This is a genomic window from Limimaricola pyoseonensis, from assembly GCF_900102015.1.
Classification (GTDB): Bacteria; Pseudomonadota; Alphaproteobacteria; order Rhodobacterales; family Rhodobacteraceae; genus Limimaricola; species Limimaricola pyoseonensis.
In genome coordinates this window covers 403084-423657 of record NZ_FNAT01000001.1, presented here as the reverse complement: position 1 = coordinate 423657, position 20574 = coordinate 403084, and the positions used below count along the sequence as shown (strand labels likewise).

Sequence of the window (20574 nt, the reverse complement as noted above, 5' to 3'; positions counted from 1 at the left end):
GTCGGTCTGTCCTTTCCGCTTACCAGCGGCGCTCGAAGCGGCGGCGCAGCAGGATCGCCAGCAGGTTCATCGCCAGCAGGAACACCAGCAGCACGATGATCCCGCCCCAGGCGCGCTCGTAGAAGGCCGGGTCGGCCCGCTTGGCCCATTCGTAGATCTGCGCGGGCATCGCCGAGTTCGGCGCGAGGAAGCCCTCGGCCACGCCGTCGGGGTAGTTGGTGGCAATATAGCCCACCATGCCGATCAGGAGCAGCGGCGCGGTCTCGCCAAGCGCCTGCGCGAGGCCGAGGATGGTGCCGGTGAGGATGCCGGGCATCGCCAGCGGCAGCACGTGGTGCATCACCGACTGCATCTTCGAGGCGCCCACGCCGAGCGCCGCGTCGCGGATCGAGGGCGGCACCGCCTTCAGCGCGGCGCGGGTCGAGATGATGATGGTGGGCAGCGTCATCAGCGTCAGCACGAGGCCACCGACCAGCGGCGCCGATTGCGGCAGGTGCATGAACTGGATGAACACCGCGAGGCCGAGGATGCCGAAGACGATCGAGGGCACGGCCGCGAGGTTGGAGATGTTCACCTCGATCAGGTCGGTCAGCCGGTTCTGCGGCGCGAACTCCTCGAGATAGATCGAGGCGGCGACGCCGATCGGCAGCGACAGCACCAGCACCACCAGCATCATGAAGAGCGAGCCCAGCATGGCGACGCCGATCCCGGCCTGCTCGGGACGGGAATCGGAGGCGTCGGCGCCGGTGATGAAGGCCCAGTTGAAGCGCTTTTCCACCGCGCCGGTCTGCTGCAGCGCGTCGATCAGGTCGAGATGCTCGGCGTCGAGGTTCTTGTCGCGCGCCAGGCTCTCGCGGCTGACGCGGCCCTTGAGGTAGCCGTCGACCCGCGAGGAGGCGAGCACCTCGAAGCTCACGGTCTGGCCGATCAGCTCGGGATTGGCGAGCACGCGATCGCGGATGTCGGCGGCGGCGGCGCCCGAGAGCATCTTGGTCAGCGCCTTCGGCTCCAGCTCGGTCTCCAGCCCCTCGCGTTCGACCAGTTCGACCAGCGCCTGCTCGATCAGCGGGTTGTAGCCGAAGGTCGAGACCTTGGCGATCTTCGCCGGGTCGCGGTCGCCGTCCTTGTCGAGCTTCTCCTCGATCAGCGGCACGTCGAGCTGAACGTAGGTCTGTGTGAAGGCGGTGAGGCCGTTCGACAGGATCGCCCAGAGCAGCGCGATCAGGAACAGCCCGCCCACGCCGAGCGCGGCGATGCCGTAGGCCTTGAACCGGGTCTCGGCGCGGTTGCGTTTCTTGGTGCGGGCGTCGGCCTCGAGGATGGAGCGGCCGGTTTCGCGGCGCTCGGGCTGCGCCGCGCTGTCGGTGATGTCGGTCATTCGTACTGCTCCCTGTAGCGGCGCACGATCCACAGCGCGACGACGTTCAGCGCCAGGGTGATCACGAAGAGGGTCATGCCGAGGGCGAAGGCGACCAGCGCCTCGGGCGAGGAGAAATCGGCGTCGCCGGTGAGCTGGCTCACGATCTTGGCGGTCACCGTGGTCATCGCGTCGAACGGGTTCATCGACAGACGCGCCGCGGCGCCTGCGCCCAGCACCACGATCATGGTCTCGCCGATGGCGCGCGAGGCGGCCAGCAGCACCGCGCCGACGATGCCGGGCAGCGCCGCGGGCAGCACCACCTGGCGCACCGTTTCCGAACGCGTCGCGCCGAGGCCGAGGCTGCCGTCACGCAAGCTCTGCGGCACGGCATTGATGATGTCGTCCGACAGCGAGCTGACGAAGGGGATCAGCATGATGCCCATGACGAGACCGGCGGTCATCACCGCGGTGCCGCCCTGCATCCAGTTCACCCCGAGCGCGCCATTGCGGCCGAACAGGTCGACCAGCAGCGGGCCGACGGTCAGGAGCGCGAAGAGGCCGTAGACGATGGTCGGGATGCCGGCGAGCATCTCGAGCATCGGCTTGGCCCAGCTGCGGACGTTCTTGTGGGCGTATTCGGCGAGGTAGATCGCCGCGAAGAGGCCGATCGGCACCGCCACCAAGAGCGCGATGATCGAGATGTAGAGCGTGCCCCACAGAAGCGGCAGGATACCCAGCTCGGAGCCGCCGCCGAAGCTCGGGCTCCATGTGGAGCCGAAGAAGAACTCGGCCGCCGGGTAGAGGCGGAAGAACTCGATGGTGTTGAAGATCAGCGCCAGCACGATGCCCACGGTGGTCAGGATCGCCAGCAGCGCCGCGCCGATCAGCGTGCCGCGCATCGCCGTCTCGACCGCGTTGCGGGCGCGGAAATCAGGCTTGGCGCGGCTGACGCCGAAGGCCGCCCCCACGAGCGCGAGGCCGATCACGGCGAGGGTGCGGGCCAGATCGCCACCCGCGCTCAGCCCGCGCCAGCGCAGCGCCGCCTGCCGGGTCGCGGGGGTGACGTCGCTGCCCAGGGCCACGCCCTGCCCGGCCATCAGCTCGCGAAGCTCTTCGGCCGGGATGTCGCCGGCCTCGGCGGCCGGAACGCGCCCGGACGCGACCGCGGCGTCGATCCCCGCGGCGAGCCGCTGCACGTCGGCCATCAGCAGAGCCGGCTGCGCGTTCGGCGCGGCCTCGGCCTCGAGCACCGGCCAGACCGCCATGCGGGTGGCGACGGGCTGGGCGACCAGCCACACGGCCAGCAGCAGCAGTGCCGGGCCCGCGGCGTAGAGCGCGCCGGTCCAGCCGTAATAGTTCGGGAGGGAATGCAGCCTGCGCCCCTCTCGCGCGGCGGCGCGCTGGGCGCGACTCCGGGCAAGCAGATAGGCGGCGACGGCGATGGCCAGGACGATCAGGACGATCGGGAGCGTGGGCATGGCAGTGCCTTCAATTGTCGAAGCCCGAGGCGGCGAGGTGCGCATCGGGCCGGATCGGTATTGCGTCTGTGTCGCGTCGGGTTCGCGTCGGTGTCATGGCCGGTGCGCTCCGAGGCAGGTTCGGGAGGCGGCACGGGCCGCCCCCCGATAGCGTGTCGATCACATGGCGTCCATGGTCGTGCCGTTGGCGACGGCTTCCTGGGTCGCGGCCAGTTCCGGGTCGGCGACGAGGCCGTAGGCCGAAAGCGGGCCGTCGGGGCCGGCGATCTCGTCGGCGACGAAGAACTCGGCGAACTCCTGCAGGCCCGGGATCACGCCCAGATGCGCCTTCTTGATGTAGAAGTAGAGCGGGCGCGAGACCGGGTAGTCGCCCGAGGCGATGGTCTCGGTCGAGGGCTCGACGCCCGACATGGTCGCGACCTGCAGGCTGTCGGTGTTGTTCTCGTAGAAGGACAGGCCGAACACGCCGATGCCGTTCGGGTTGGCCTCGATGCGGGCCAGCGTCTCGGTGTAGTCGCCGTCGATGTCGACCGACACGCCGTCGGTGCGGGTGTCGATGCAGGCCTCCTCGGCGGCATCCTCGTCCATGCCGGCATCCATCATCGCCTGCATCGCGCCGGTCTCCTCGCAACCCGCGAGCAGTACCTTCTCCTCGAACACTTCGCGGGTGCCGTGCTTGGTGCCCGGGATGAAGGCCAGGATCTCCTGGTCGGGCAGGTCGGCGTTCACTTCGGCCCAGCTGGTGTTCGGGTTGGCGACCATCTCGCCGTCGACCGGCAGCTCGGCGGCCAGCGCCTGGTACCAGTCGGCGGGCGTGAAGGCGAAGGTCTCGCCGTCGATGTCGGAGGCGAAGACGATGCCGTCATAGCCGATCCGGACCTCGATGATCTCGTTGACGCCGTTGGCGGCGCAGGCCTCGATCTCGCCCTCGCGGATCGCGCGGCTGGCATTGGCGATGTCGATGGTGTTCTCGCCGACGCCCTCGCAGAAGCGCGCCAGACCGGCCGAGGAGCCGCCCGACTCGACCACCGGGGTCGGGAAGTCGAAGTTCTCGCCGAAGGCCTCGGCGACGATCGAGGCGTAGGGCAGCACGGTCGAGGACCCCGCGACCTGCACGTTGTCGCGGCCCTGGGCGGCGGCGGCGCCGGCGGTGGCGGCGAGGATCGCCGCGGTCGAGGCGGTCATCTTGACGAAGGACATGGATCGCTCCTGTTGTTCATTCCCCCGAAGGCCCTCCGTCCGGGCCCCCGTTGCCGCCCGTCTAGGCGTCTCGGGACTCGGTTTTGTGACAGTCATGTAAAAGTTTCATGACAAGCCGCGATCTAGGGCGGATGACCACAGGGCAAGCCCCGGCGGGGCATCGGCCTAGCGGGTCGGCAGGATCACGGTGAAGCGGCTGCCCTGCCCCGGCGCGCTCTCGATCCGCAGCCGGCCGCGATGGCGGTTGACGATATGCTTGACGATCGCCAGCCCGAGCCCGGTGCCGCCGACCGCACGGGAGCGATGGCTGTCGATCCGGTAGAAGCGCTCGGTCAGCCGCGGGATGTGATGCAGCTCGATGCCGTCGCCATGATCCGCGACGCAGAGCCGGACGCCTTCGGCCCGCAGCATCGCCTCCTGCGCCGGCGCGGCCAGCGTGATGTCCACCGGCCGCTGCGCGCCGCCATACTTGATGGCGTTGCCGATCAGGTTGCTCAGAACCTGCCGGATCTGCTCCTCGTCGCCCGGCACCACGATGGGCCCCTCGGGCCGCGAAACCCGCAGCGCGACGCCGTCGCGTTCGGCCGTTGGCTGAAGCAGCGCGACGACCTGCTCGACCAGTCCGCACAGCTCGACCGGGTCGGTCGGTCGCCGCCGCTCGTTCTGCTCGACCCGGCTCAGCGACAGCAGGTCGGAGACCAGCTGCGCCATGCGGACGACCTCGCGATCCATGATCGACAGGAACCGCTCGCGCGCCTTCGCGTCGTCCCGCGCCGCGCCGCGCAGCGTCTCGATGAAGCCCTGCAGCGCGGTGATCGGGGTGCGCAGCTCGTGGCTGACATTGGCGACGAAGTCGCGGCGCATGGCACCGGCCTCCTCCACCGCGGTCACGTCCTCGAAGCTCAGCAGAACGCCGCGGCCGCGCTCGAGATCGACGGCGCCGACGCTGACCGTCCAGGTGGTGTCGCGCCCGCCCTCGCGGCCCAGATAGCGCGACTGGCGAGACCGGCCGTCTCGCAGGGTCGCCTCGACCGCATCGAGGACACCGGGCTGGCGCAGCGCGGTGATGTAATGCCGGCCGAGCTGCGCGGCTCCGAGCAGCCGCCGCGCGGGTTCGTTGGCCGCCTCGATCCGTTCGGCGGGCCCGACCAGCAGGACGGGGATCGGCAGGGCGGAGACGAGGCTGTCGAGCGGCGAGCTGGTCATGTGCATGGCGTAGCGCGCGTCGGCCGCCCTGCCCAGCCCCAATGCTAGGATGCCTGCAACCCGCCCGACCTGTACTTTCGGGCTAAATGAAAGGGCTATACAATTTCAGTCCGAGGTTGTATCAATTCTGGCAGTATCGTTCTCAAGTTTAGCTAGTATTGTTGTTCTGGAGGTCCGGCATGCCCTTGCTGGAGATGGCGCCCATCATCGGCGCCACCGCTTCGCTTACCCTCATGGTCGGGCGTTTTCCGACATATATCCAACACAAGGCTCTGCCCCTGCCGGAACCGGATCTTCAGATCCGGTGCTGCACCTACGCCGATTTCGGCGAGGCGTTGCAAGCGGGGCCGCAACTGGTGATCTCGCCGCTGGTGGCGTCGGATTTCGACGCGCTGGAGCTGGCCTGCCGCCTGGCCGAGATGCGCTATGGCGGCCGTTACCGGGCCTTGAGCCCCCGGCATCCCCACGCCGCGATGATCGAGCGTGAAGTGCGCACCGCCGCGCCCGGCATCGACTTCGAGATCCTGCAGATGCCCTGGGACGGCTAGAGCGGCTTCAGGCCGGCCCGGAACCGGTTGGCGTTGTCGCGGTAGCCGATGGCCGAAGCCTTCAGCTTCTCGATCGCCGCCTCGTCGAGCTCGCGCACCACCTTGCCCGGCGCGCCCATGACGAGGCTGCCATCCGGGATCTCCTTGCCCTCGGTGATCAGCGCGCCCGCGCCGATCAGGCAGTTCCGGCCGATCTTCGCGCCGTTCAGCACGGTCGCGCCCATGCCGATCAGGCTGTTGTCGCCGATCGTGCAGCCATGCAGCATCGCCTTGTGGCCGACCGTGACGCCCGCGCCGATCTCGAGCGGGAAGCCCATGTCGGTATGCAGCACGCAGTTCTCCTGCACGTTGGAGTTCGTGCCGACGACGATCCGCTCGTTGTCGCCGCGGATCGTCGTGCCGAACCAGACCGAGGCCCCGGCCTCGAGCGTCACCTTGCCGATCACATGCGCGCCCGGCGCGACCCAGGCCGCGTCGTCGATCTCGGGGGCGATGCCGTCCAGAGCATACAGGGTCATGCGGTCTCCTCGAACTCCGATTGCAGCGCCCGGACGTGATCGACCAGGCCCGGCTGCTGGCTGCGGCGCAGCCGCTCCGCCTGCACGATGGTTTTCAGACGGGCCTCCGTCTCGTCAAGGTCGTCGTTCACCAGCACGTAGTCGTAGCCGTCCCAATGGCTGATCTCGTCCCAGCTTTTCTGCATCCGCCGCTCGATCACCTCGGCCGCGTCTTGGCCGCGTCCGACCAGGCGGCGGCGCAGCTCGGCGATCGAGGGCGGCAGGATGAAGATCGACAGCACCTGCTCGGCCATGCGCGAGTTCGAGATCTGCTGCGCGCCCTGCCAGTCGACGTCGAACAGCACGTCGTGGCCGGCCTCGGTCGCCTCGGCCACCGGACCGGCGGGCGAGCCGTAATAGTTCTCGAAGACGCGGGCATGCTCGAGCATGTCGCCCTCCGCCACCATCCGCTTGAACCGGTCCTCGCCGACGAAATGGTAGTCGACCCCGTCCTGCTCGCCCGGGCGCGGCGCGCGGGTCGTGGCCGAGATCGAGAAGCTCAGGCTCGGATCCCAGGCGCGCAGGCGCCGGGCCAATGTCGATTTGCCCGCGCCCGAGGGCGAGGAAAGGATGATGAGAAGGCCGCGCCGATGCATGTCCGTCATTCCACGTTCTGAACCTGTTCCCTGACCCGTTCGATCACCGCCTTGAGTTCGAGCCCGGCCCGGGTCAGCCGCTCGGACCCCGATTTCGCGCACAGCGTGCCGGCCTCGCGCTGGAATTCCTGCACGAGGAAGTCGAGCCGCCGGCCGCTCGGCGCATCGTCGGCGAGAAGCGCGCGCGCCGCATCGAGATGCGCCTCGATCCGGTCCAGCTCCTCGGTGACGTCGCTGCGCGTGGCCAAGAGCGCCAACTCCTGTGCGAGACGGTCGGGCTCGACCCGGGCGCCGGCACCGGCCACGCGGGCGATCGCCGCCTCCAGCCGTTCGGCCGCGCCCGCGCCGCGCTCGGCCGCGGCGGCGCGCGCCTCGGCCAGAAGCGCCGCCACCTCGTCGAGATGGCCCGACAGGATGCGCGCCAGCGCCGCGCCCTCGGCCTCGCGCATCGACAGGAAATCCGAAAGCAGCGCCTCGGCCTCGGGCATCATCGCCTCGGTCAGGCCGGCCTCGTCGGTATCTGACTCGGCACCGCGCATCACGCCGCGCGCGGCGAGGATGTCGGACGCGCTGGACGGGGCCAGCGGCAGCCCCCGCTGCTGCGCCCGGGCGGTCACCCGGCCGATCGCGGACAGGACCCGGTCGAGCTCGGCCTCGTCGATCTCCCAACCGCCCAGGGCGGGATCGCGGGAGACCTTCAGCGACATCGTCACCGCCCCGCGGGTCAGCCGGGCGGAGAGCAGCCGTCGCAGCGGCTGCTCCAGCCCGTGCAGGCCGTCGGGCAGCCTGAGCCGCAGGTCGAGGCCGCGCGCGTTCACGCCGCGCATCTCAAGGGCCCAGTGCTGCGCACCGCGCCGGCCGCTGCGGCTGGCGAAGGCAGTCATGGAGCGGATCATCAGGCTCTCCCGTCTGGCGCCCCCGGCGGACGGGGTTCGAAGGGGTTAGGAAAATAGCGGCGTCGGGGCAAGCGGCCTTGCCGCGATTAACGAGTTTACCCGGAATAAACCTATTCGCCCGCCGCGTCACGTTATGGTCACATTGCGGACAAGATCGGAGGCGGGACATGAACGGAAGCGGCATATCGATCCTCGGCGGTCCGGTTGGATCGGCCGCCCGCGATGTCCCGGCTCTCGTCCAGCTCGAGCGCTACTGGCGCAGCCTCGCAGGCGCAGGCCGCCGGCCGGCGCGCCACGACATCGACCCGGCGCGGATCGAGGCCGTGCTGCCTTGGGCCTTCCTGATCGAGAAGCAGCCCGGCGCGCTGCGGATGCGCGTGGCGGGCCGGGCGCTGTCGGGCTGGCTGGGCGCTGAGGCCCGGGGCGCCGATTTTGGTGACCTCTTCGCCCCCGCGTCCCGGCACCGGCTGGCGGGTTGCGTCGCGACGGCCTTCGGGGCCCCGGCGCTTGTCGCCTGCCCGGTCGCGATCGGCCGGTCGCCCGGCCACGCGCCGCGCGAAGGACGGCTGCTGCTGCTGCCGCTGCGCGACGCCGGGGGCACGCAGCTGCTCGGCGCGCTCGCCATCGACGGGCCGGCGCAGGCCATTCCCGGGGGCATCCACCTCGGCCCGGCCGAACGGATCGAGCCCCTGCGCCCGGCGCGCGCCCGGAGCGGGCGCCCCGAGCTGCGGCTCGTGGTCGACAACGCCTGATCCGCTTCTCCGCTGCCCGGCCCTTGGCCGACATGCAAAAAGGGCGGCCCACGGGCCGCCCTTGATGCGTGATATCCGATCGCCGTCAGACGGCTTCGGCCGTCTCCAGCCCGGCGCGGCGGGCCGAAAGCTCCTCGGCCACGAGGAAGGCCAGTTCCAGCGACTGCGAGGCGTTGAGACGCGGGTCGCAGGCGGTGTGGTAGCGGTCCGAGAGATCCTCGTCGGTGACGGCGCGCACGCCGCCGGTGCACTCGGTCACGTCGGCCCCGGTCATCTCGAAATGCACGCCGCCCGGCACGGTGCCTTCGGCGTTGTGCACCGCGAAGAACTCGCGCACCTCGCGCAGCACGCTGTCGAAGGGGCGGGTCTTGTAGCCCGAGGAGGACTTGATGGTGTTGCCATGCATCGGGTCGCAGGACCAGGTGACCTTGGCGCCCTCTTCCTGCACGGCGCGGATCAGCCGCGGCAGGTGCTCGCCGACCGAACCGGCGCCGAAGCGGGCGATCAGGGTCAGGCGACCTTCCTCGTTGTTCGGGTTGAGCTTGGCCATCAGCGCCTTGAGATGGCCCGAGGTCATCGAGGGGCCGCATTTCAGGCCGATCGGGTTCTGCACGCCGCGCGCGAACTCGACATGCGCGCCGTCGGGCTGACGGGTGCGGTCGCCGATCCAGATCATGTGGCCCGAGCCCGCCAGCCACTTGCCCGACGTCGAGTCGACGCGGGTCAGCGCCTCTTCGTATTCCAGCAGCAGCGCCTCATGGCTGGTGTAGAACTCCACCGTCTGCAGCGCGTGCGCCGCCTCGTCACGGATGCCGGCGGCCTCCATGAAGTCGAGCGTGTCGGTGATCCGGTTCGCCATGTCGCGATACTTCTCGGCCTCGGGCGCGCCGGTGAAGCCGAGCGTCCAGGCATGCACCTTGTGGACGTCGGCATAGCCGCCGGTCGAGAAGGCGCGCAGCAGGTTCAGCGTTGCCGCCGCCTGGGTGTAGGCCTGCAGCATGCGCTCGGGCTCGGGGATGCGCGCTTCAGCGGTGAAGTCGAAGCCGTTGATGATGTCGCCGCGGTAGCTCGGCAGCTCCTGGCCGCCCACCGTCTCGGTCGGGGCCGAGCGCGGCTTGGCGAACTGCCCGGCCATGCGGCCGACCTTCACGACCGGAACCTTGGCGCCGTAGGTCAGCACCACCGCCATCTGCAGCATCACCTTGAAGGTGTCGCGGATATGGTCGGCGTTGAAGGCCGCGAAGCTCTCGGCGCAGTCGCCGCCCTGCAGCAGGAAGGCCTCGCCGCGGCCGGCCGCGGCGAGCTTGGCCTGCAGCTTGCGCGCCTCGCCGGCAAAGACCAAGGGCGGATAGGAGGCCAGGCGCGCCTCGACGGCGGAGAGGCGCTCCGCGTCGGTATAATCGGGCATCTGCACCCGGGGCTTGGCACGCCAGTCGGCCTTCTTCCACTCGGTCATGGTCTCGCTCCAATGGAGGCTTCGGAAATATCGGCGGGTGTATAACGCGCAATCGCCGGAGGGCCAACGGCAAATGGCCGGAGCTGTTTCGAAAACGACCCGGCCCGCGTCGCGAAGAGACGCTATTGCGGCCCGCGCGCAAACCTGTTTCGGTCGAAAACATCGCGGCCAGCGGCGCCGTGTGCGACGATGGTTACGCCATGACAGACGACTTCCAGCCCGTTCCCCTGCCCGGCGGCGACATCCGGACCCGGCGCTTCGTCTTCGTGCTTCTGCCGCGCTTCACCATGCTGTGCTTTTCCTGCGCGGTCGAGGCGCTCAGGATCGCCAACCGCATGGCCGGACGCGAACTTTACAGCTGGGTGCTGGCCGGCGAAGGCGGCGAGACCGCCGCCTGCTCGAACGGGGCGGTGTTCAATCTCGACATGGATCTCGGCGAGCTTGCGCGCGAGGACACGGTGCTCCTGTGCGGCGGCCTCGACGTGCAGGCGGCCAGCACCCGCAAGCTCCTGAACTGGCTCCGGCGCGAGGCGCGGCGCGGCGCGGTGATGGGCGGGCTCTGCACCGCCGGCTACACGCTGGCCCGGGCCGGCCTGCTCGACGGCAAGCGCGCCACGATCCACTGGGAGAACCAGGACAGCTTCGCCGAGGAGTTCGAGGAGGTCACGCTGACCAAGTCGGTCTTCGTGATCGACGGCAACCGCATCACCACCGCGGGCGGCACCGCCTCGATCGACCTGATGCTCAAGCTGATCGCCGACGATCACGGCGAGGATCTCGCCAACGCGGTCGCCGACCAGCTGATCTACTCGACCATCCGCACCGACCAGGACACGCAGCGGCTCTCGACGCCGACCCGGATCGGCGTCCGTCACCCCAAGCTGGCGCAGGTGATCCAGGCGATGGAGAAGGCGATCGAGGACCCGGTGAGCCCGGCGATTCTGGCCGAGCGCGTGGGCATGTCGACCCGCCAGCTCGAGCGGCTGTTCCGCCGCTACCTGACCCGCAGCCCCAAGCGCTACTACATGGAGCTGCGGCTCAGCCGCGCCCGCAACCTGCTGATGCAGACCGACATGAGCGTGATCAACGTGGCGCTGGCCTGCGGCTTCACCAGCCCGTCGCATTTCTCGAAATGCTACCGCGCGCACTACCACACCACCCCCTATCGCGAGCGCGGCAGCCGCGGGTTGCGCCGCGCCGAGTGACCGCCGCGCAACTTCCTGTCGCCCCGGACGCCTCTCGCGCAGCCTGAGCGCGCGGGTCTTCGCCGTGCGCCGCCGGGCTGGCCGCGCGAAAGGCTCGGCGCGCAATTTCATGGCGCGGAATCGAGGCCGCGCAATCCTATGATGCGCCCGATGGCGCAGCCACGTAACGCCGCAACGCCATTCAGCTTTGTCTTTTCTTTCACACGGGCCGCGTCTAGCGTGGCCCCATAATAATCACGCGTCAGGGAGACGAAGATGAAGAAACTGCTGCTGGCCAGCGCGGCCACCGCGCTCGTGGCCGGGGCCGCCACGGCCGAAAGCCACGGCGAAACCGTCAAGATCGGCATCATCCTGGGCTTCACCGGCCCGCTCGAGTCGATCACGCCCGACATGGCGGGCGGTGCCGAGGTCGCGATCAACGAGATCAACGAGACCGGCCAGTTCATGGACGGCGCCATGGTCGAGGCGGTGCGCGCCGACTCCACCTGCATCGACGCCGCCGCCGCGACCGCCGCGGCCGAGCGCCTTGTGACCACCGACGGCGTGGCCGGCATCATGGGTGCCGACTGCTCGGGCGTGACCGGCGCGATCCTGCAGAACGTCGCCCGCCCGAACGGCGTGGTGATGATCTCGCCCTCCGCCACCTCGCCCGCCCTGAGCGAGGCCGAGGATGACGGCATGTTCTTCCGCACCGCGCCGTCGGACGCGCGCCAGGGCGAGATCATGTCGAACGTGCTGATGGATCGCGGCATCAGCGAGGTCGCGCTGACCTACACCAACAACGACTACGGCAAGGGCCTTGCCGACAGCTTCCAGAGCGCCTTCGAGGCCGCCGGCGGCAGCGTCACCATCTCGGCGGCGCATGAGGACGGCAAGGCCGACTACTCGGCCGAAGTCGCCTCGCTGGCCTCCGCCGGCGGTGAAGTGCTGGTCGTGGCCGGCTACACCGACCAGGGCGGCAAGGGCATCATCCAGTCCTCGCTCGACAGTGGCGCCTTCGACACCTTCGTGCTGCCCGACGGCATGATCGGCCAGCAGATCGTCGACGATCTCGGCGCGGGCCTCGAGGGCTCCTTCGGCCAGCTGCCCGGCTCGGACAGCGAAGGCGCGACCATGTTCCAGGAGATGGCGACCGAGGCCGGCATCAACCCGACCGGCATCTACACCGGCGAGAGCTACGACGCCGCCGCGCTGATGCTGCTCGCGATGCAGAAGGCCGGCTCGACCTCGGCCTCCGACTATGCCGGCGCGATCATGGAGATCGCCAACGCCCCGGGCGAGCCGATCCTGCCGGGCGAGCTGGGCAAGGCGCTCGAGCTGATCGCCGCGGGCGAGGACATCGACTATGTCGGCGCCACTGCGGTCGAGTTCATCGAGCCGGGCGAGAGCGCGGGCTCCTTCCGCGAGATCGAGATCCGCGACGGCGCCATCGAGACCGTCGGCTACCGCTGATACCGCCGCGCCGCGCCCTTCGGGGCGCGGCGCATCCCGCAACAAGAACACGGGCCAGACCCCTGAGATGACAGGGAAACTGGACCGCACGGGGACCACATGATCACCGTCGAGAACCTCCACCGCCATTTCGGCGGTTTTCACGCCGTGGACGGCGCCTCACTGAAGATCGAGACCGGCTCGATCACCGGGCTGATCGGCCCGAACGGTGCGGGAAAAACCACGCTCTTCAACGTCATAGCCGGCAGACTTCCACCGACCTCTGGCCGCGTCACCATGGATGGCGAGGACATCACCGGCCTGCCGCCGCACGAGCTGTTCCACAAGGGCCTGCTGCGCACCTTCCAGATCGCGCACGAGTTTTCCTCGATGACGGTGCGCGAGAACCTGATGATGGTCCCCGCGAGCCAGACCGGCGAGACGCTGTGGAACGCCTGGTTCGGGCGCGGCAAGATCCGCGCGCAGGAACGCGCGCTGGCCGAGAAGGCCGACGAGGTGCTCGACTTCCTGACCATCTCGCATCTTGCCGACGAGCGCGCGGGCAACCTGTCGGGCGGGCAGAAGAAGCTTCTGGAGCTGGGCCGCACCATGATGGTCGACGCCAAGGTGGTCTTCCTCGACGAGGTCGGCGCCGGCGTGAATCGGACGCTGCTCAACACCATCGGCGACGCGATCGTGCGGCTCAACAAGGAGCGTGGCTACACCTTCTGCGTGATCGAGCACGACATGGATTTCATCGGCCGCCTCTGCGACCCGGTCATCGTCATGGCCGAGGGCAAGGTGCTGGCCGAGGGATCTGCCGCCGACATCATGAAGAACGAGCAGGTGATCGAGGCCTATCTCGGCACGGGTCTCAAGAACAAGCAGGCCGCGGAGACGGCATGAGGGGACAACTGTTGAACAAGACACGGGGAGCGGCGCATGGCTGAGCCGCATCTGATCGGCGAAGGGATGACCGGCGGTTACGGCCGCGGCGCGGACATCCTGCATGGCTGCACGCTTTCGGTCGAGAAGGGCAAGATCGCGGTGATCGTCGGCCCGAACGGCGCCGGCAAGTCCACCGCGATGAAGGCGGTGTTCGGCATGCTGAACCTGCGCCAGGGCGCGGTGCGCATCGGCGGCGAGGACATCACGCATCTCTCCCCGCAGGATCGCGTCGCCAAGGGCATGGCCTTCGTGCCGCAGACCTCGAACATCTTCCCCTCGATGACCGTCGAGGAGAATCTCGAGATGGGCGCCTTCCTGCGCCGCGACGACATCCGCCCGACCATGGAGCAGGTCTACGACCTGTTCCCGATCCTGCGCGACAAGCGCCGGCAGGCGGCGGGCGAGCTCTCGGGCGGCCAGCGCCAGCAGGTTGCGGTCGGCCGGGCGCTGATGACACAGCCCTCGGTGCTGATGCTCGACGAGCCCACGGCCGGCGTCTCGCCGATCGTGATGGACGAGCTGTTCGACCGCATCATCGAGGTCGCGCGCGCCGGCATCACCATCCTAATGGTCGAGCAGAACGCGCGCCAGGCGCTCGAGATCGCCGACACCGGCTACGTGCTGGTGCAGGGCGCCAACGCCTATACCGGCACCGGGGAAGAGCTTCTGGCCGACCCCGAGGTGCGCCGCACCTTCCTGGGGGGCTGAGCCATGACCGATATCCTCAACGCGCTGGTGGCGCTGTCGAACTTCGTGCTGATCCCCGGCGCCGCCTACGGCGCGCAGCTGGCGCTCGGCGCGCTCGGCGTGACGCTGATCTACGGCATCCTGCGCTTCTCGAACTTCGCCCATGGCGACACCATGGCCTTCGGCACCATGGCGACGATCCTCGTCACATGGGGGCTGCAATCCGTGGGCATCAGCTTCGGCTTCCTGCCGACCGCGCTGATCGCCCTGCCCGTCGGCATCGCCATCACCGGCCTGCTGCTGATGGGCACGGACCGGACGATCTACCGCTTCTACCGCAAGCAGAAGGCCGCGCCGGTGGTGCTGGTCATCGTCTCGATGGGCGTGATGTTCGTCTACAACGGCATCGTGCGCTTCATCATCGGCGTCGGTGACGTCAACTTCGCCGACGGCGCGCGTTTCGTCATCACCGCCCGCGAGTTCAAGGAGATGACCGGGCTCGACGAGGGCCTGGCGATCCGCTCGACCACGCTGATTACGCTGGTCACCGCCGCGATCGCGGTGGCGCTGCTGTTCTGGTTCCTGAACCGGACCCGCACCGGCAAGTCGATGCGCGCCTTCTCCGACAACGAGGACCTCGCATTGCTGTCGGGCATCAACCCCGAGAAGGTGGTCGCCGTGACCTGGCTGATCGTGGCCGCGCTCGCGACCACGGCGGGCGTGCTCTACGGTCTCGACAAGTCGTTCAAGGCCTTCACCTACTTCCAGCTGCTGCTGCCGATCTTCGCCGCCGCCATCGTCGGCGGCTTGGGCAACCCGCTCGGCGCGATCGCCGGCGGCTTCGTGATCGCCTTCTCGGAGGTGCTGATCACCTATGCCTGGAAGAAGGTGCTGGAATACGCGCTGCCCGAAAGCCTCGAGCCGTCGAGCCTCGTGCAGCTGCTCTCCACCGACTACAAATTCGCCGTGAGCTTCGCGATCCTGATCATCGTGCTGCTGTTCAAGCCCACCGGCCTCTTCAAGGGACAATCGGTATGAGCCTGCGCGCCCCTCTTCTCTTCGTGGCGATGGCGCTGCTGATCGTGGCCACCGGCCTCGTGCAGGGCTGGAACCTCGCCCTGACCATCCTCAACATGGGCCTGATCTCGGCGATCATGTCGCTGGGCGTGAACCTGCAATGGGGCTTCGCCGGCCTGTTCAACGTCGGCGTCATGGGCTTCGTGGCGCTGGGCGGCCTGGCCGCGGTGCTCGTGGCCCTGCCCCCGGTGCCCGACGCCTGGAACGCAGGCGGGCTGCGGCTTCTGGGCGCGCTGGCGCTCGGCGCGGCGGTTCTCGTGGCCGCGGTCATGGCCTGGAAGCGCAAGGTCGGCGGCCGGGCCCGCGCGCTGGTGCTGCTGGCGCTGCTGATCGGCGGCTTCTTCCTGTTCCGCGCCGCGCTCGACCCGGCGGTGCAGGCGATCGAGGCGGTGAACCCCTCGCTCACCGGCTATCTCGGCGGCCTCGGACTGCCGGTTCTAGTGTCCTGGCCGGTCGGCGGCCTGCTGGCCGCCGGCGCGGCCTGGATCATCGGCAAGGCGGCGCTGGGCCTGCGCTCGGACTACCTCGCCATCGCCACGCTCGGCATCGCCGAGATCGTGATCGCGGTCCTGAAGAACGAGGACTGGCTGTCGCGCGGCGTCAAGAACGTGATCGGCATCCCGCGCCCCGTGCCCTACGAGATCGACCTGCAGCGCTCCGAGGGCTTCGCGGCTCAGGCGGCGGGCTGGGGGCTCGACCCGGTCACCGCCTCGACGCTCTGGGTCAAGGTGCTCTATGCCGGCCTCTTCGCGGCCGTGCTTGCGGTGATCCTAGTGCTGGCGCAGCTGGCGCTGGCCTCGCCCTGGGGCCGGATGATGCGCGCGATCCGCGACAACGAGGTCGCGGCCTCGGCGATGGGCAAGAACGTCACCGCGCGCCACCTGCAGGTCTTCATCCTCGGCTCGGCCGTTTGCGGCATCGCCGGGGCGATGATGACCACGCTGGACGGCCAGCTGACGCCGGGCTCCTACCAGCCGCTGCGCTTCACCTTTCTCGTCTGGGTGATGGTGATCGTCGGCGGCTCGGGCAACAACTACGGCGCGGTGCTGGGCGGCTTCCTGATCTGGTGGCTCTGGGTGATGGTCGAACCGCTCGGGCTCTGGGCGATGGAGCTGATCACCTCGGGCATGGCGGCCGACAACTGGCTGCGCGGCCACCTGACCGACGCGGCGGCGCATATGCGGCTGATGACCATGGGGATCATCCTGCTGCTGGTGCTGCGCTTCAGCCCGCGGGGGCTGGTGCCCGAACGCTGAGGCGGAACACACCGTCGCAACAAACGAAAACGGCGCCCCTCGGGGCGCCGTTTCTCGTTCAGTACGGGCGTTCGAGTCAGAGCATCGTCCGCTCGACCACCCAGTAGGCCCCGATCAGCGCGATCGCCGCCGAGGCCGGGATCGCGATGACCTGGCGGTACCAGTCGCGCTTCCACGCCAGCCCGACCACGATGAAGGCCATGGCGATCACCGCGAGCTGGCCCAGCTCGACGCCGATGTTGAAGCCGATCAGCGCCGGGACGAAAGCGCCCGCCGGCAGGCCGAACTCGCCCAGAACGCTGGCGAAGCCGAGGCCGTGCAGCAGGCCGAAGCCGAAGACGATGGCCGGACGCCAGACGCCGAGGCGCGGGAAGAAGATGTTCTCCAGCGCGACGAAGGCAATCGAGGCGGCGATCAGCGGCTCGACGATGGAAGCGGGCACCGAGACGTAGCCGAGCGCGGCCAGCGCCAGCGTCACCGTGTGCGCCAGCGTGAAGGCCGAGACCTGCCACAAGAGCGGCCTGAGCCGGTCGCTCAGGAAGAACAGGCCGAGCACGAAGAGGATGTGGTCGAGCCCCAGCGGCAGGATGTGCTCGAAGCCCACGGGGATGTAGTCGACGAAGACCTGCCACGGCCCGGCCTGGTCGCCGCCCGCCAGCCGGATCGGGTCCGAGGTCGCCCCGGCTTCGAGATAGCCGTCATAGGGCGCCTCGACCCCCTGCTGGCGCAGCACCAGCGTGCCGAAGGCCTCGTCCCAGCCGACCTGCACGGTCTCGGCCCCTTCGGGCAGCGGCGCGGCGAAGGTGAAGGTCGCGGGGCGCGGCAGCTCGGTGTCCGTCACCTCGGGCACCGCGACGGCGCGCAGTTCCGGCGCGGCCGGCGCGCCGTCGACGCGGATCTCGATGCGCTCGGCCATGTCGGGCCAGAAGTCGCGGAAACGCGCGTCCATCTCGGCCGGCGGCAGCGCCCGCAGCGCGTCGTAGGTTTCGGCCTCCGGCGCGGCATTGGTGTCGTCCACCGCGCCGAGATCGATGCCCGCGACGAAGCCTTCCAGCGGCGCCTCGACGGTGAAGACCAGCTCGTTGCCCTGCCGCTCCATGTCGGCGATGGCCGGCAGCACCTCGTGCGCGGCGGCCGAGGCGGCCCAGAGCGCGGCCATACTTGACAGCAGGGCTGCGAGGATCACCCTCGCGCCCAGCCCCAGGAGTTCGTGAATGCGCGCCATAGCCCTCTGCCTCGCTCTGTTCGCCCCGCCCGCGGCGGCGCATGAATTCTGGATCGAACCGCTCGAATGGCAGATCGAGGCGAACGATATGGTCCGGGCCGACCTTGTCAACGGATCGGACTTCGAGGGTCCGCGCTTCGCCTTCCTGCCGCAGCGCTTCGAACGCTTCACCCTGCACGCGGGCGGCGAGGCCTTCGCCGTCGAGAGCCGGCTCGGATCCCGCCCGGCGCTGGACATGGCGGCCCCCGCCGAGGGGCTGCTGGTCGCGGCCTATGTCTCGGTGCCGAGCGTCGTGACCTACGATGAGCGCGAGACCTTCGACAGCTTCGTCGCGCACAAGGATCTTTCCGCCGTGGCCGGGGCGCATGACGCGCGTGGGCTGCCGGAGGCCGGGTTCAAGGAAGTATTCACACGTTATTCCAAGGCGTTGATCGGCGTAGGTGACGCAGAGGGAAAGGACGAGCGGCTGGGGCTCGAGACCGAGCTGGTGGCGCTCGACAACCCCTATGCGGGCGACCTCACGAATGGCATCCGCGTGCAGCTCTACTACGGCGACGCGGCCCGCGCCGACGCGCAGGTCGAGCTGTTCGCGCGCGACGCGGACGGCCATGTCGAACTGACGCTGCATCGCACCGACGCAGAGGGCGTGGCGGTGCTGCCTGTCGCGCCGGGACACGACTACCTCGCCAACGCGGTGGTGCTGCGCGAACCCGCGGCCGGGGTCGCGGCCGAGACCGGTGCCGTGTGGGAAAGCCTCTGGGCCGCGCTGACATTCGCCGTGCCGGATTGACCGGGGCGCGGGCGCGGGGCAAACCGCCCGCATGACAGACAGACAGCCCGACATCCTCTGCATCGGATCGGTCCTGTGGGACGTGATCGGCCGCACCGCCAGCCACATGCGGGTGGGCTCCGACGTGCCCGGCCGCATTCATCGCCTGCCCGGCGGCGTCGCGATGAACATCGCCATGACGCTGGTGCGTTTCGGGCTGCGGCCCGCGCTGCTCAGCGCCGTCGGCCGCGACGCCGAGGGCGAGGAGCTGGCCGCCGAGGCCGCGAAGATGGGCATGGAGACGGCGCATCTCTACCGCTCAGACGACCTGCCCACCGACATCTACATGGCGATCGAGGGCGCGAACGGGCTGATCGCGGCGATCGCCGACGCGCATTCGCTGGAGCAGGCCGGCGCCAAGATACTGCGCGCGCTCGAGGACGGGCGGCTCGGCACGCCCGACAGCCCGTGGTCGGGCCTCGTCGCCCTCGACGGCAACCTGACGACGGATCTTTTGACCGAGATCGCGCGCTCGCCGCTCTTCGCGCGGGCCGATCTGCGCGTGGCGCCCGCCTCGCCCGGCAAGGCCGAGCGGTTGCTGGCGCTGATGGGGCACCCGACCGCGACGCTCTACGTCAATCTCGAGGAGGCGGGGCTTCTGTGCCACCAGCCCTTCGACAGCTCCGAGACTGCCGCCCGCGCGCTGGTTGCGCGCGGCGCGCACCGGGCGCTGGTCACCGATGGCGGCCGCGCCGCGGCGCTGGCGACGGCGCAGGACTGCATCACCCGCACCCCGCCCGAGGTTCTGGTCACCCGCGTGACCGGCGCGGGCGACACCTTCATGGCGGCGCATATCGCGTCCGAGGCCGAGGGCATGGCGCCCGACGCCGCGCTGGAACGCGCCCTGCACGCCGCCGCCACCTACGTATCCGGAGACACCCCGCTGTGATCGACATCGCCTATTCGCCCGAAGTCGCCGAGGCCCGCGCCGAAGGCCGCCCGCTTGTCGCGCTCGAAAGCACGATCATCACCCACGGAATGCCCTTCCCGCAGAACGTCGAGACCGCGCGCCGGGTCGAGGCCGAGATCCGCGCCCATGGCGCGGTGCCCGCGACCATCGCGGTGCTGGGCGGCCGGCTGCATGTGGGCCTGACCGACGCGCAGCTCGACCGGCTCGGACAGGCGCAGGACGTGGCCAAGCTGTCGCGCGCCGACTTCGCGGCCTGCCTCGCGCGCGGCGGCGACGGCGCGACCACCGTGGCCGCGACGATGATCGCCGCGCGCCTCGCCGGCATCGAGGTCTTCGCCACCGGCGGCATCGGCGGCGTGCATCGCGGCGCGGAGCAGAGCTTCGACATCTCGGCCGACCTGCAAGAGCTGGCCAAGACGCCGGTCACGGTGGTGGCGGCGGGCGCCAAGGCGATCCTCGACCTGCCCAAGACCTTCGAGGTGCTGGAGACGCTGGGCGTGCCGGTGATCGCCTACGGTCAGGACGTCCTGCCGGCCTTCTGGTCGGCGACCTCCGACATGCCGGCGCCGCTGCGCATGGACAGCGCCGCCGAGATCGCGCGCGCGCAGCGGATGCGCGGCGCGATGGGGCTCGAGGGCGGCCAGCTCGTCGCCAACCCGATCCCGGCGGCCTCGCAGATCCCGGCCGAGGAGCTGCGCCCGGTGATCGATCAGGCGCTCGCGGAGGCCGAAGCGCAGGGCATCGCCGCCAAGGCCGTCACGCCCTTCCTGCTGGGCCGCATCTTCGAGCTGACCGAGGGCCGTTCGCTCGAGGCGAACATCGAACTGGTGCTCAACAATGCGCGCCTCGGCGCGGCGATCGCCGTCGAACTGGGCAAGCTTTGAGGCTGGCGCGGGCGGCCGGGCTGCGCCATTGTCGCACCCGCCGCCCCTGCCTAGATTGGCGGTAGACCCCTTC

The 20574-nt window shown here is 69.6% G+C and carries 20 protein-coding genes; 11 read left to right on the top strand and 9 right to left on the bottom strand.

The features are described 5' to 3' along the window. Positions 1-19 precede the first annotated feature (19 nt). The 4 genes from pstA to BLT43_RS02045 all read right to left on the bottom strand — a co-directional run bounded on the left by pstA (position 20) and on the right by BLT43_RS02045 (position 5244). Positions 20-1378, bottom strand: coding sequence for a phosphate ABC transporter permease PstA (pstA, locus tag BLT43_RS02060; RefSeq protein WP_090109626.1), 1359 nt, complete (start codon positions 1376-1378; stop codon positions 20-22). Further along, on the bottom strand, positions 1375-2838 hold the full coding sequence (pstC, locus tag BLT43_RS02055; RefSeq protein ID WP_090109625.1) for a phosphate ABC transporter permease subunit PstC: 1464 nt from the start codon (positions 2836-2838) through the stop codon (positions 1375-1377). The genes pstA and pstC overlap by 4 nt, the downstream gene beginning before the upstream one ends. A 159-nt stretch (positions 2839-2997) precedes the next feature. Next, the gene (locus BLT43_RS02050; RefSeq protein ID WP_090109624.1) at positions 2998-4038 is read right to left on the bottom strand and encodes a substrate-binding domain-containing protein; all 1041 of its coding nucleotides are present in this window, start codon (positions 4036-4038) and stop codon (positions 2998-3000) included. A gap of 165 nt (positions 4039-4203) precedes the next feature. Next, a complete protein-coding gene (locus BLT43_RS02045; protein WP_090110234.1) occupies positions 4204-5244 on the bottom strand; it encodes a sensor histidine kinase in 1041 nt (346 codons plus the stop codon). Between the two features lie 179 nt (positions 5245-5423). Here BLT43_RS02045 and BLT43_RS02040 point away from each other — a divergent pair, with 179 nt between their 5' ends. Further along, positions 5424-5792, top strand: coding sequence for a hypothetical protein (locus tag BLT43_RS02040; RefSeq protein WP_090109622.1), 369 nt, complete (start codon positions 5424-5426; stop codon positions 5790-5792). Here BLT43_RS02040 and BLT43_RS02035 read toward each other — a convergent pair. Genes BLT43_RS02035 through BLT43_RS02025 form a run of 3 tightly spaced genes read right to left on the bottom strand, consistent with a single transcriptional unit; the run spans position 5789 to position 7841 of the window. Next, entirely contained in the window at positions 5789-6310 is a 522-nt protein-coding gene (locus BLT43_RS02035; protein ID WP_090109620.1) for a gamma carbonic anhydrase family protein, read from the bottom strand. The genes BLT43_RS02040 and BLT43_RS02035 overlap by 4 nt on opposite strands. Next, positions 6307-6945: a guanylate kinase gene (gene gmk, locus BLT43_RS02030; protein WP_423222112.1), complete on the bottom strand. Its 639-nt coding sequence runs from the start codon at positions 6943-6945 to the stop codon at positions 6307-6309. Before gmk ends, BLT43_RS02035 begins: the two co-directional genes overlap by 4 nt. A 5-nt stretch (positions 6946-6950) precedes the next feature. Continuing rightward, a complete protein-coding gene (locus BLT43_RS02025; RefSeq protein ID WP_165612519.1) occupies positions 6951-7841 on the bottom strand; it encodes a YicC/YloC family endoribonuclease in 891 nt (296 codons plus the stop codon). 167 nt (positions 7842-8008) lie between these two features. Between BLT43_RS02025 and BLT43_RS02020 the strand changes: the two genes are divergently transcribed. Beyond that, on the top strand, positions 8009-8593 hold the full coding sequence (locus tag BLT43_RS02020) for a PAS domain-containing protein (protein ID WP_090109616.1): 585 nt from the start codon (positions 8009-8011) through the stop codon (positions 8591-8593). An 85-nt stretch (positions 8594-8678) separates the two neighbouring features. On the opposite strand, the gene BLT43_RS02015 is transcribed toward BLT43_RS02020, so the two are convergent. Next, positions 8679-10049: a class II 3-deoxy-7-phosphoheptulonate synthase gene (locus BLT43_RS02015; protein WP_090109614.1), complete on the bottom strand. Its 1371-nt coding sequence runs from the start codon at positions 10047-10049 to the stop codon at positions 8679-8681. Positions 10050-10249: 200 nt separating this feature from the next. Here BLT43_RS02015 and BLT43_RS02010 point away from each other — a divergent pair, with 200 nt between their 5' ends. The 6 genes from BLT43_RS02010 (at position 10250) to BLT43_RS01985 (ending at position 16653) form a co-directional block, all read left to right on the top strand. Then, a complete protein-coding gene (locus BLT43_RS02010) occupies positions 10250-11254 on the top strand; it encodes a GlxA family transcriptional regulator (RefSeq protein WP_090110232.1) in 1005 nt (334 codons plus the stop codon). Between the two features lie 255 nt (positions 11255-11509). Beyond that, on the top strand, positions 11510-12706 hold the full coding sequence (locus BLT43_RS02005) for an ABC transporter substrate-binding protein (RefSeq protein ID WP_090109612.1): 1197 nt from the start codon (positions 11510-11512) through the stop codon (positions 12704-12706). Between the two features lie 99 nt (positions 12707-12805). Continuing rightward, the gene (locus tag BLT43_RS02000; protein WP_090109610.1) at positions 12806-13591 is read left to right on the top strand and encodes an ABC transporter ATP-binding protein; all 786 of its coding nucleotides are present in this window, start codon (positions 12806-12808) and stop codon (positions 13589-13591) included. Between the two features lie 36 nt (positions 13592-13627). Then, positions 13628-14341: an ABC transporter ATP-binding protein gene (locus tag BLT43_RS01995; RefSeq protein WP_090109608.1), complete on the top strand. Its 714-nt coding sequence runs from the start codon at positions 13628-13630 to the stop codon at positions 14339-14341. A 3-nt stretch (positions 14342-14344) separates the two neighbouring features. Beyond that, a complete protein-coding gene (locus BLT43_RS01990; protein ID WP_090109605.1) occupies positions 14345-15358 on the top strand; it encodes a branched-chain amino acid ABC transporter permease in 1014 nt (337 codons plus the stop codon). Then, the gene (locus BLT43_RS01985) at positions 15355-16653 is read left to right on the top strand and encodes a branched-chain amino acid ABC transporter permease (RefSeq protein WP_207497389.1); all 1299 of its coding nucleotides are present in this window, start codon (positions 15355-15357) and stop codon (positions 16651-16653) included. Before BLT43_RS01990 ends, BLT43_RS01985 begins: the two co-directional genes overlap by 4 nt. A 76-nt stretch (positions 16654-16729) precedes the next feature. Here BLT43_RS01985 and BLT43_RS01980 read toward each other — a convergent pair whose 3' ends face one another. After that, on the bottom strand, positions 16730-17878 hold the full coding sequence (locus tag BLT43_RS01980) for a HupE/UreJ family protein (protein WP_165612518.1): 1149 nt from the start codon (positions 17876-17878) through the stop codon (positions 16730-16732). On the opposite strand from BLT43_RS01980, the gene BLT43_RS01975 reads away from it, so the two are divergent. From BLT43_RS01975 to BLT43_RS01965, 3 genes are read left to right on the top strand one after another with little or no spacing between them, the layout of a single operon-like run. Next, positions 17868-18668: a DUF4198 domain-containing protein gene (locus tag BLT43_RS01975; protein WP_090109600.1), complete on the top strand. Its 801-nt coding sequence runs from the start codon at positions 17868-17870 to the stop codon at positions 18666-18668. The genes BLT43_RS01980 and BLT43_RS01975 overlap by 11 nt on opposite strands. Positions 18669-18699: 31 nt before the next feature. After that, on the top strand, positions 18700-19596 hold the full coding sequence (locus BLT43_RS01970) for a PfkB family carbohydrate kinase (protein WP_090109598.1): 897 nt from the start codon (positions 18700-18702) through the stop codon (positions 19594-19596). Then, on the top strand, positions 19593-20501 hold the full coding sequence (locus tag BLT43_RS01965; RefSeq protein ID WP_090109596.1) for a pseudouridine-5'-phosphate glycosidase: 909 nt from the start codon (positions 19593-19595) through the stop codon (positions 20499-20501). Before BLT43_RS01970 ends, BLT43_RS01965 begins: the two co-directional genes overlap by 4 nt. Positions 20502-20574 lie beyond the last annotated feature (73 nt).

Bases quoted from the DNA above. Each gene is read 5' to 3' on its own strand.
- BLT43_RS02050 (WP_090109624.1), bottom strand. From the start codon at position 4,038: ATGTCCTTCGTCAAGATGACCGCCTCGACCGCGGCGATCCTCGCCGCC.
- BLT43_RS01975 (WP_090109600.1), top strand. From the start codon at position 17,868: ATGCGCGCCATAGCCCTCTGCCTCGCTCTGTTCGCCCCGCCCGCGGCG.
- BLT43_RS01990 (WP_090109605.1), top strand. From the start codon at position 14,345: ATGACCGATATCCTCAACGCGCTGGTGGCGCTGTCGAACTTCGTGCTG.
- BLT43_RS02000 (WP_090109610.1), top strand. From the start codon at position 12,806: ATGATCACCGTCGAGAACCTCCACCGCCATTTCGGCGGTTTTCACGCC.
- BLT43_RS01970 (WP_090109598.1), top strand. From the start codon at position 18,700: ATGACAGACAGACAGCCCGACATCCTCTGCATCGGATCGGTCCTGTGG.
- BLT43_RS01980 (WP_165612518.1), bottom strand. From the start codon at position 17,878: ATGGCGCGCATTCACGAACTCCTGGGGCTGGGCGCGAGGGTGATCCTC.
- pstA (WP_090109626.1), bottom strand. From the start codon at position 1,378: ATGACCGACATCACCGACAGCGCGGCGCAGCCCGAGCGCCGCGAAACC.
- BLT43_RS02015 (WP_090109614.1), bottom strand. From the start codon at position 10,049: ATGACCGAGTGGAAGAAGGCCGACTGGCGTGCCAAGCCCCGGGTGCAG.
- gmk (WP_423222112.1), bottom strand. From the start codon at position 6,945: ATGCATCGGCGCGGCCTTCTCATCATCCTTTCCTCGCCCTCGGGCGCG.
- BLT43_RS02020 (WP_090109616.1), top strand. From the start codon at position 8,009: ATGAACGGAAGCGGCATATCGATCCTCGGCGGTCCGGTTGGATCGGCC.
- BLT43_RS02025 (WP_165612519.1), bottom strand. From the start codon at position 7,841: ATGATCCGCTCCATGACTGCCTTCGCCAGCCGCAGCGGCCGGCGCGGT.
- BLT43_RS02040 (WP_090109622.1), top strand. From the start codon at position 5,424: ATGCCCTTGCTGGAGATGGCGCCCATCATCGGCGCCACCGCTTCGCTT.
- BLT43_RS02035 (WP_090109620.1), bottom strand. From the start codon at position 6,310: ATGACCCTGTATGCTCTGGACGGCATCGCCCCCGAGATCGACGACGCG.
- BLT43_RS01995 (WP_090109608.1), top strand. From the start codon at position 13,628: ATGGCTGAGCCGCATCTGATCGGCGAAGGGATGACCGGCGGTTACGGC.
- BLT43_RS02005 (WP_090109612.1), top strand. From the start codon at position 11,510: ATGAAGAAACTGCTGCTGGCCAGCGCGGCCACCGCGCTCGTGGCCGGG.
- BLT43_RS01985 (WP_207497389.1), top strand. From the start codon at position 15,355: ATGAGCCTGCGCGCCCCTCTTCTCTTCGTGGCGATGGCGCTGCTGATC.
- BLT43_RS02045 (WP_090110234.1), bottom strand. From the start codon at position 5,244: ATGACCAGCTCGCCGCTCGACAGCCTCGTCTCCGCCCTGCCGATCCCC.
- pstC (WP_090109625.1), bottom strand. From the start codon at position 2,838: ATGCCCACGCTCCCGATCGTCCTGATCGTCCTGGCCATCGCCGTCGCC.
- BLT43_RS02010 (WP_090110232.1), top strand. From the start codon at position 10,250: ATGACAGACGACTTCCAGCCCGTTCCCCTGCCCGGCGGCGACATCCGG.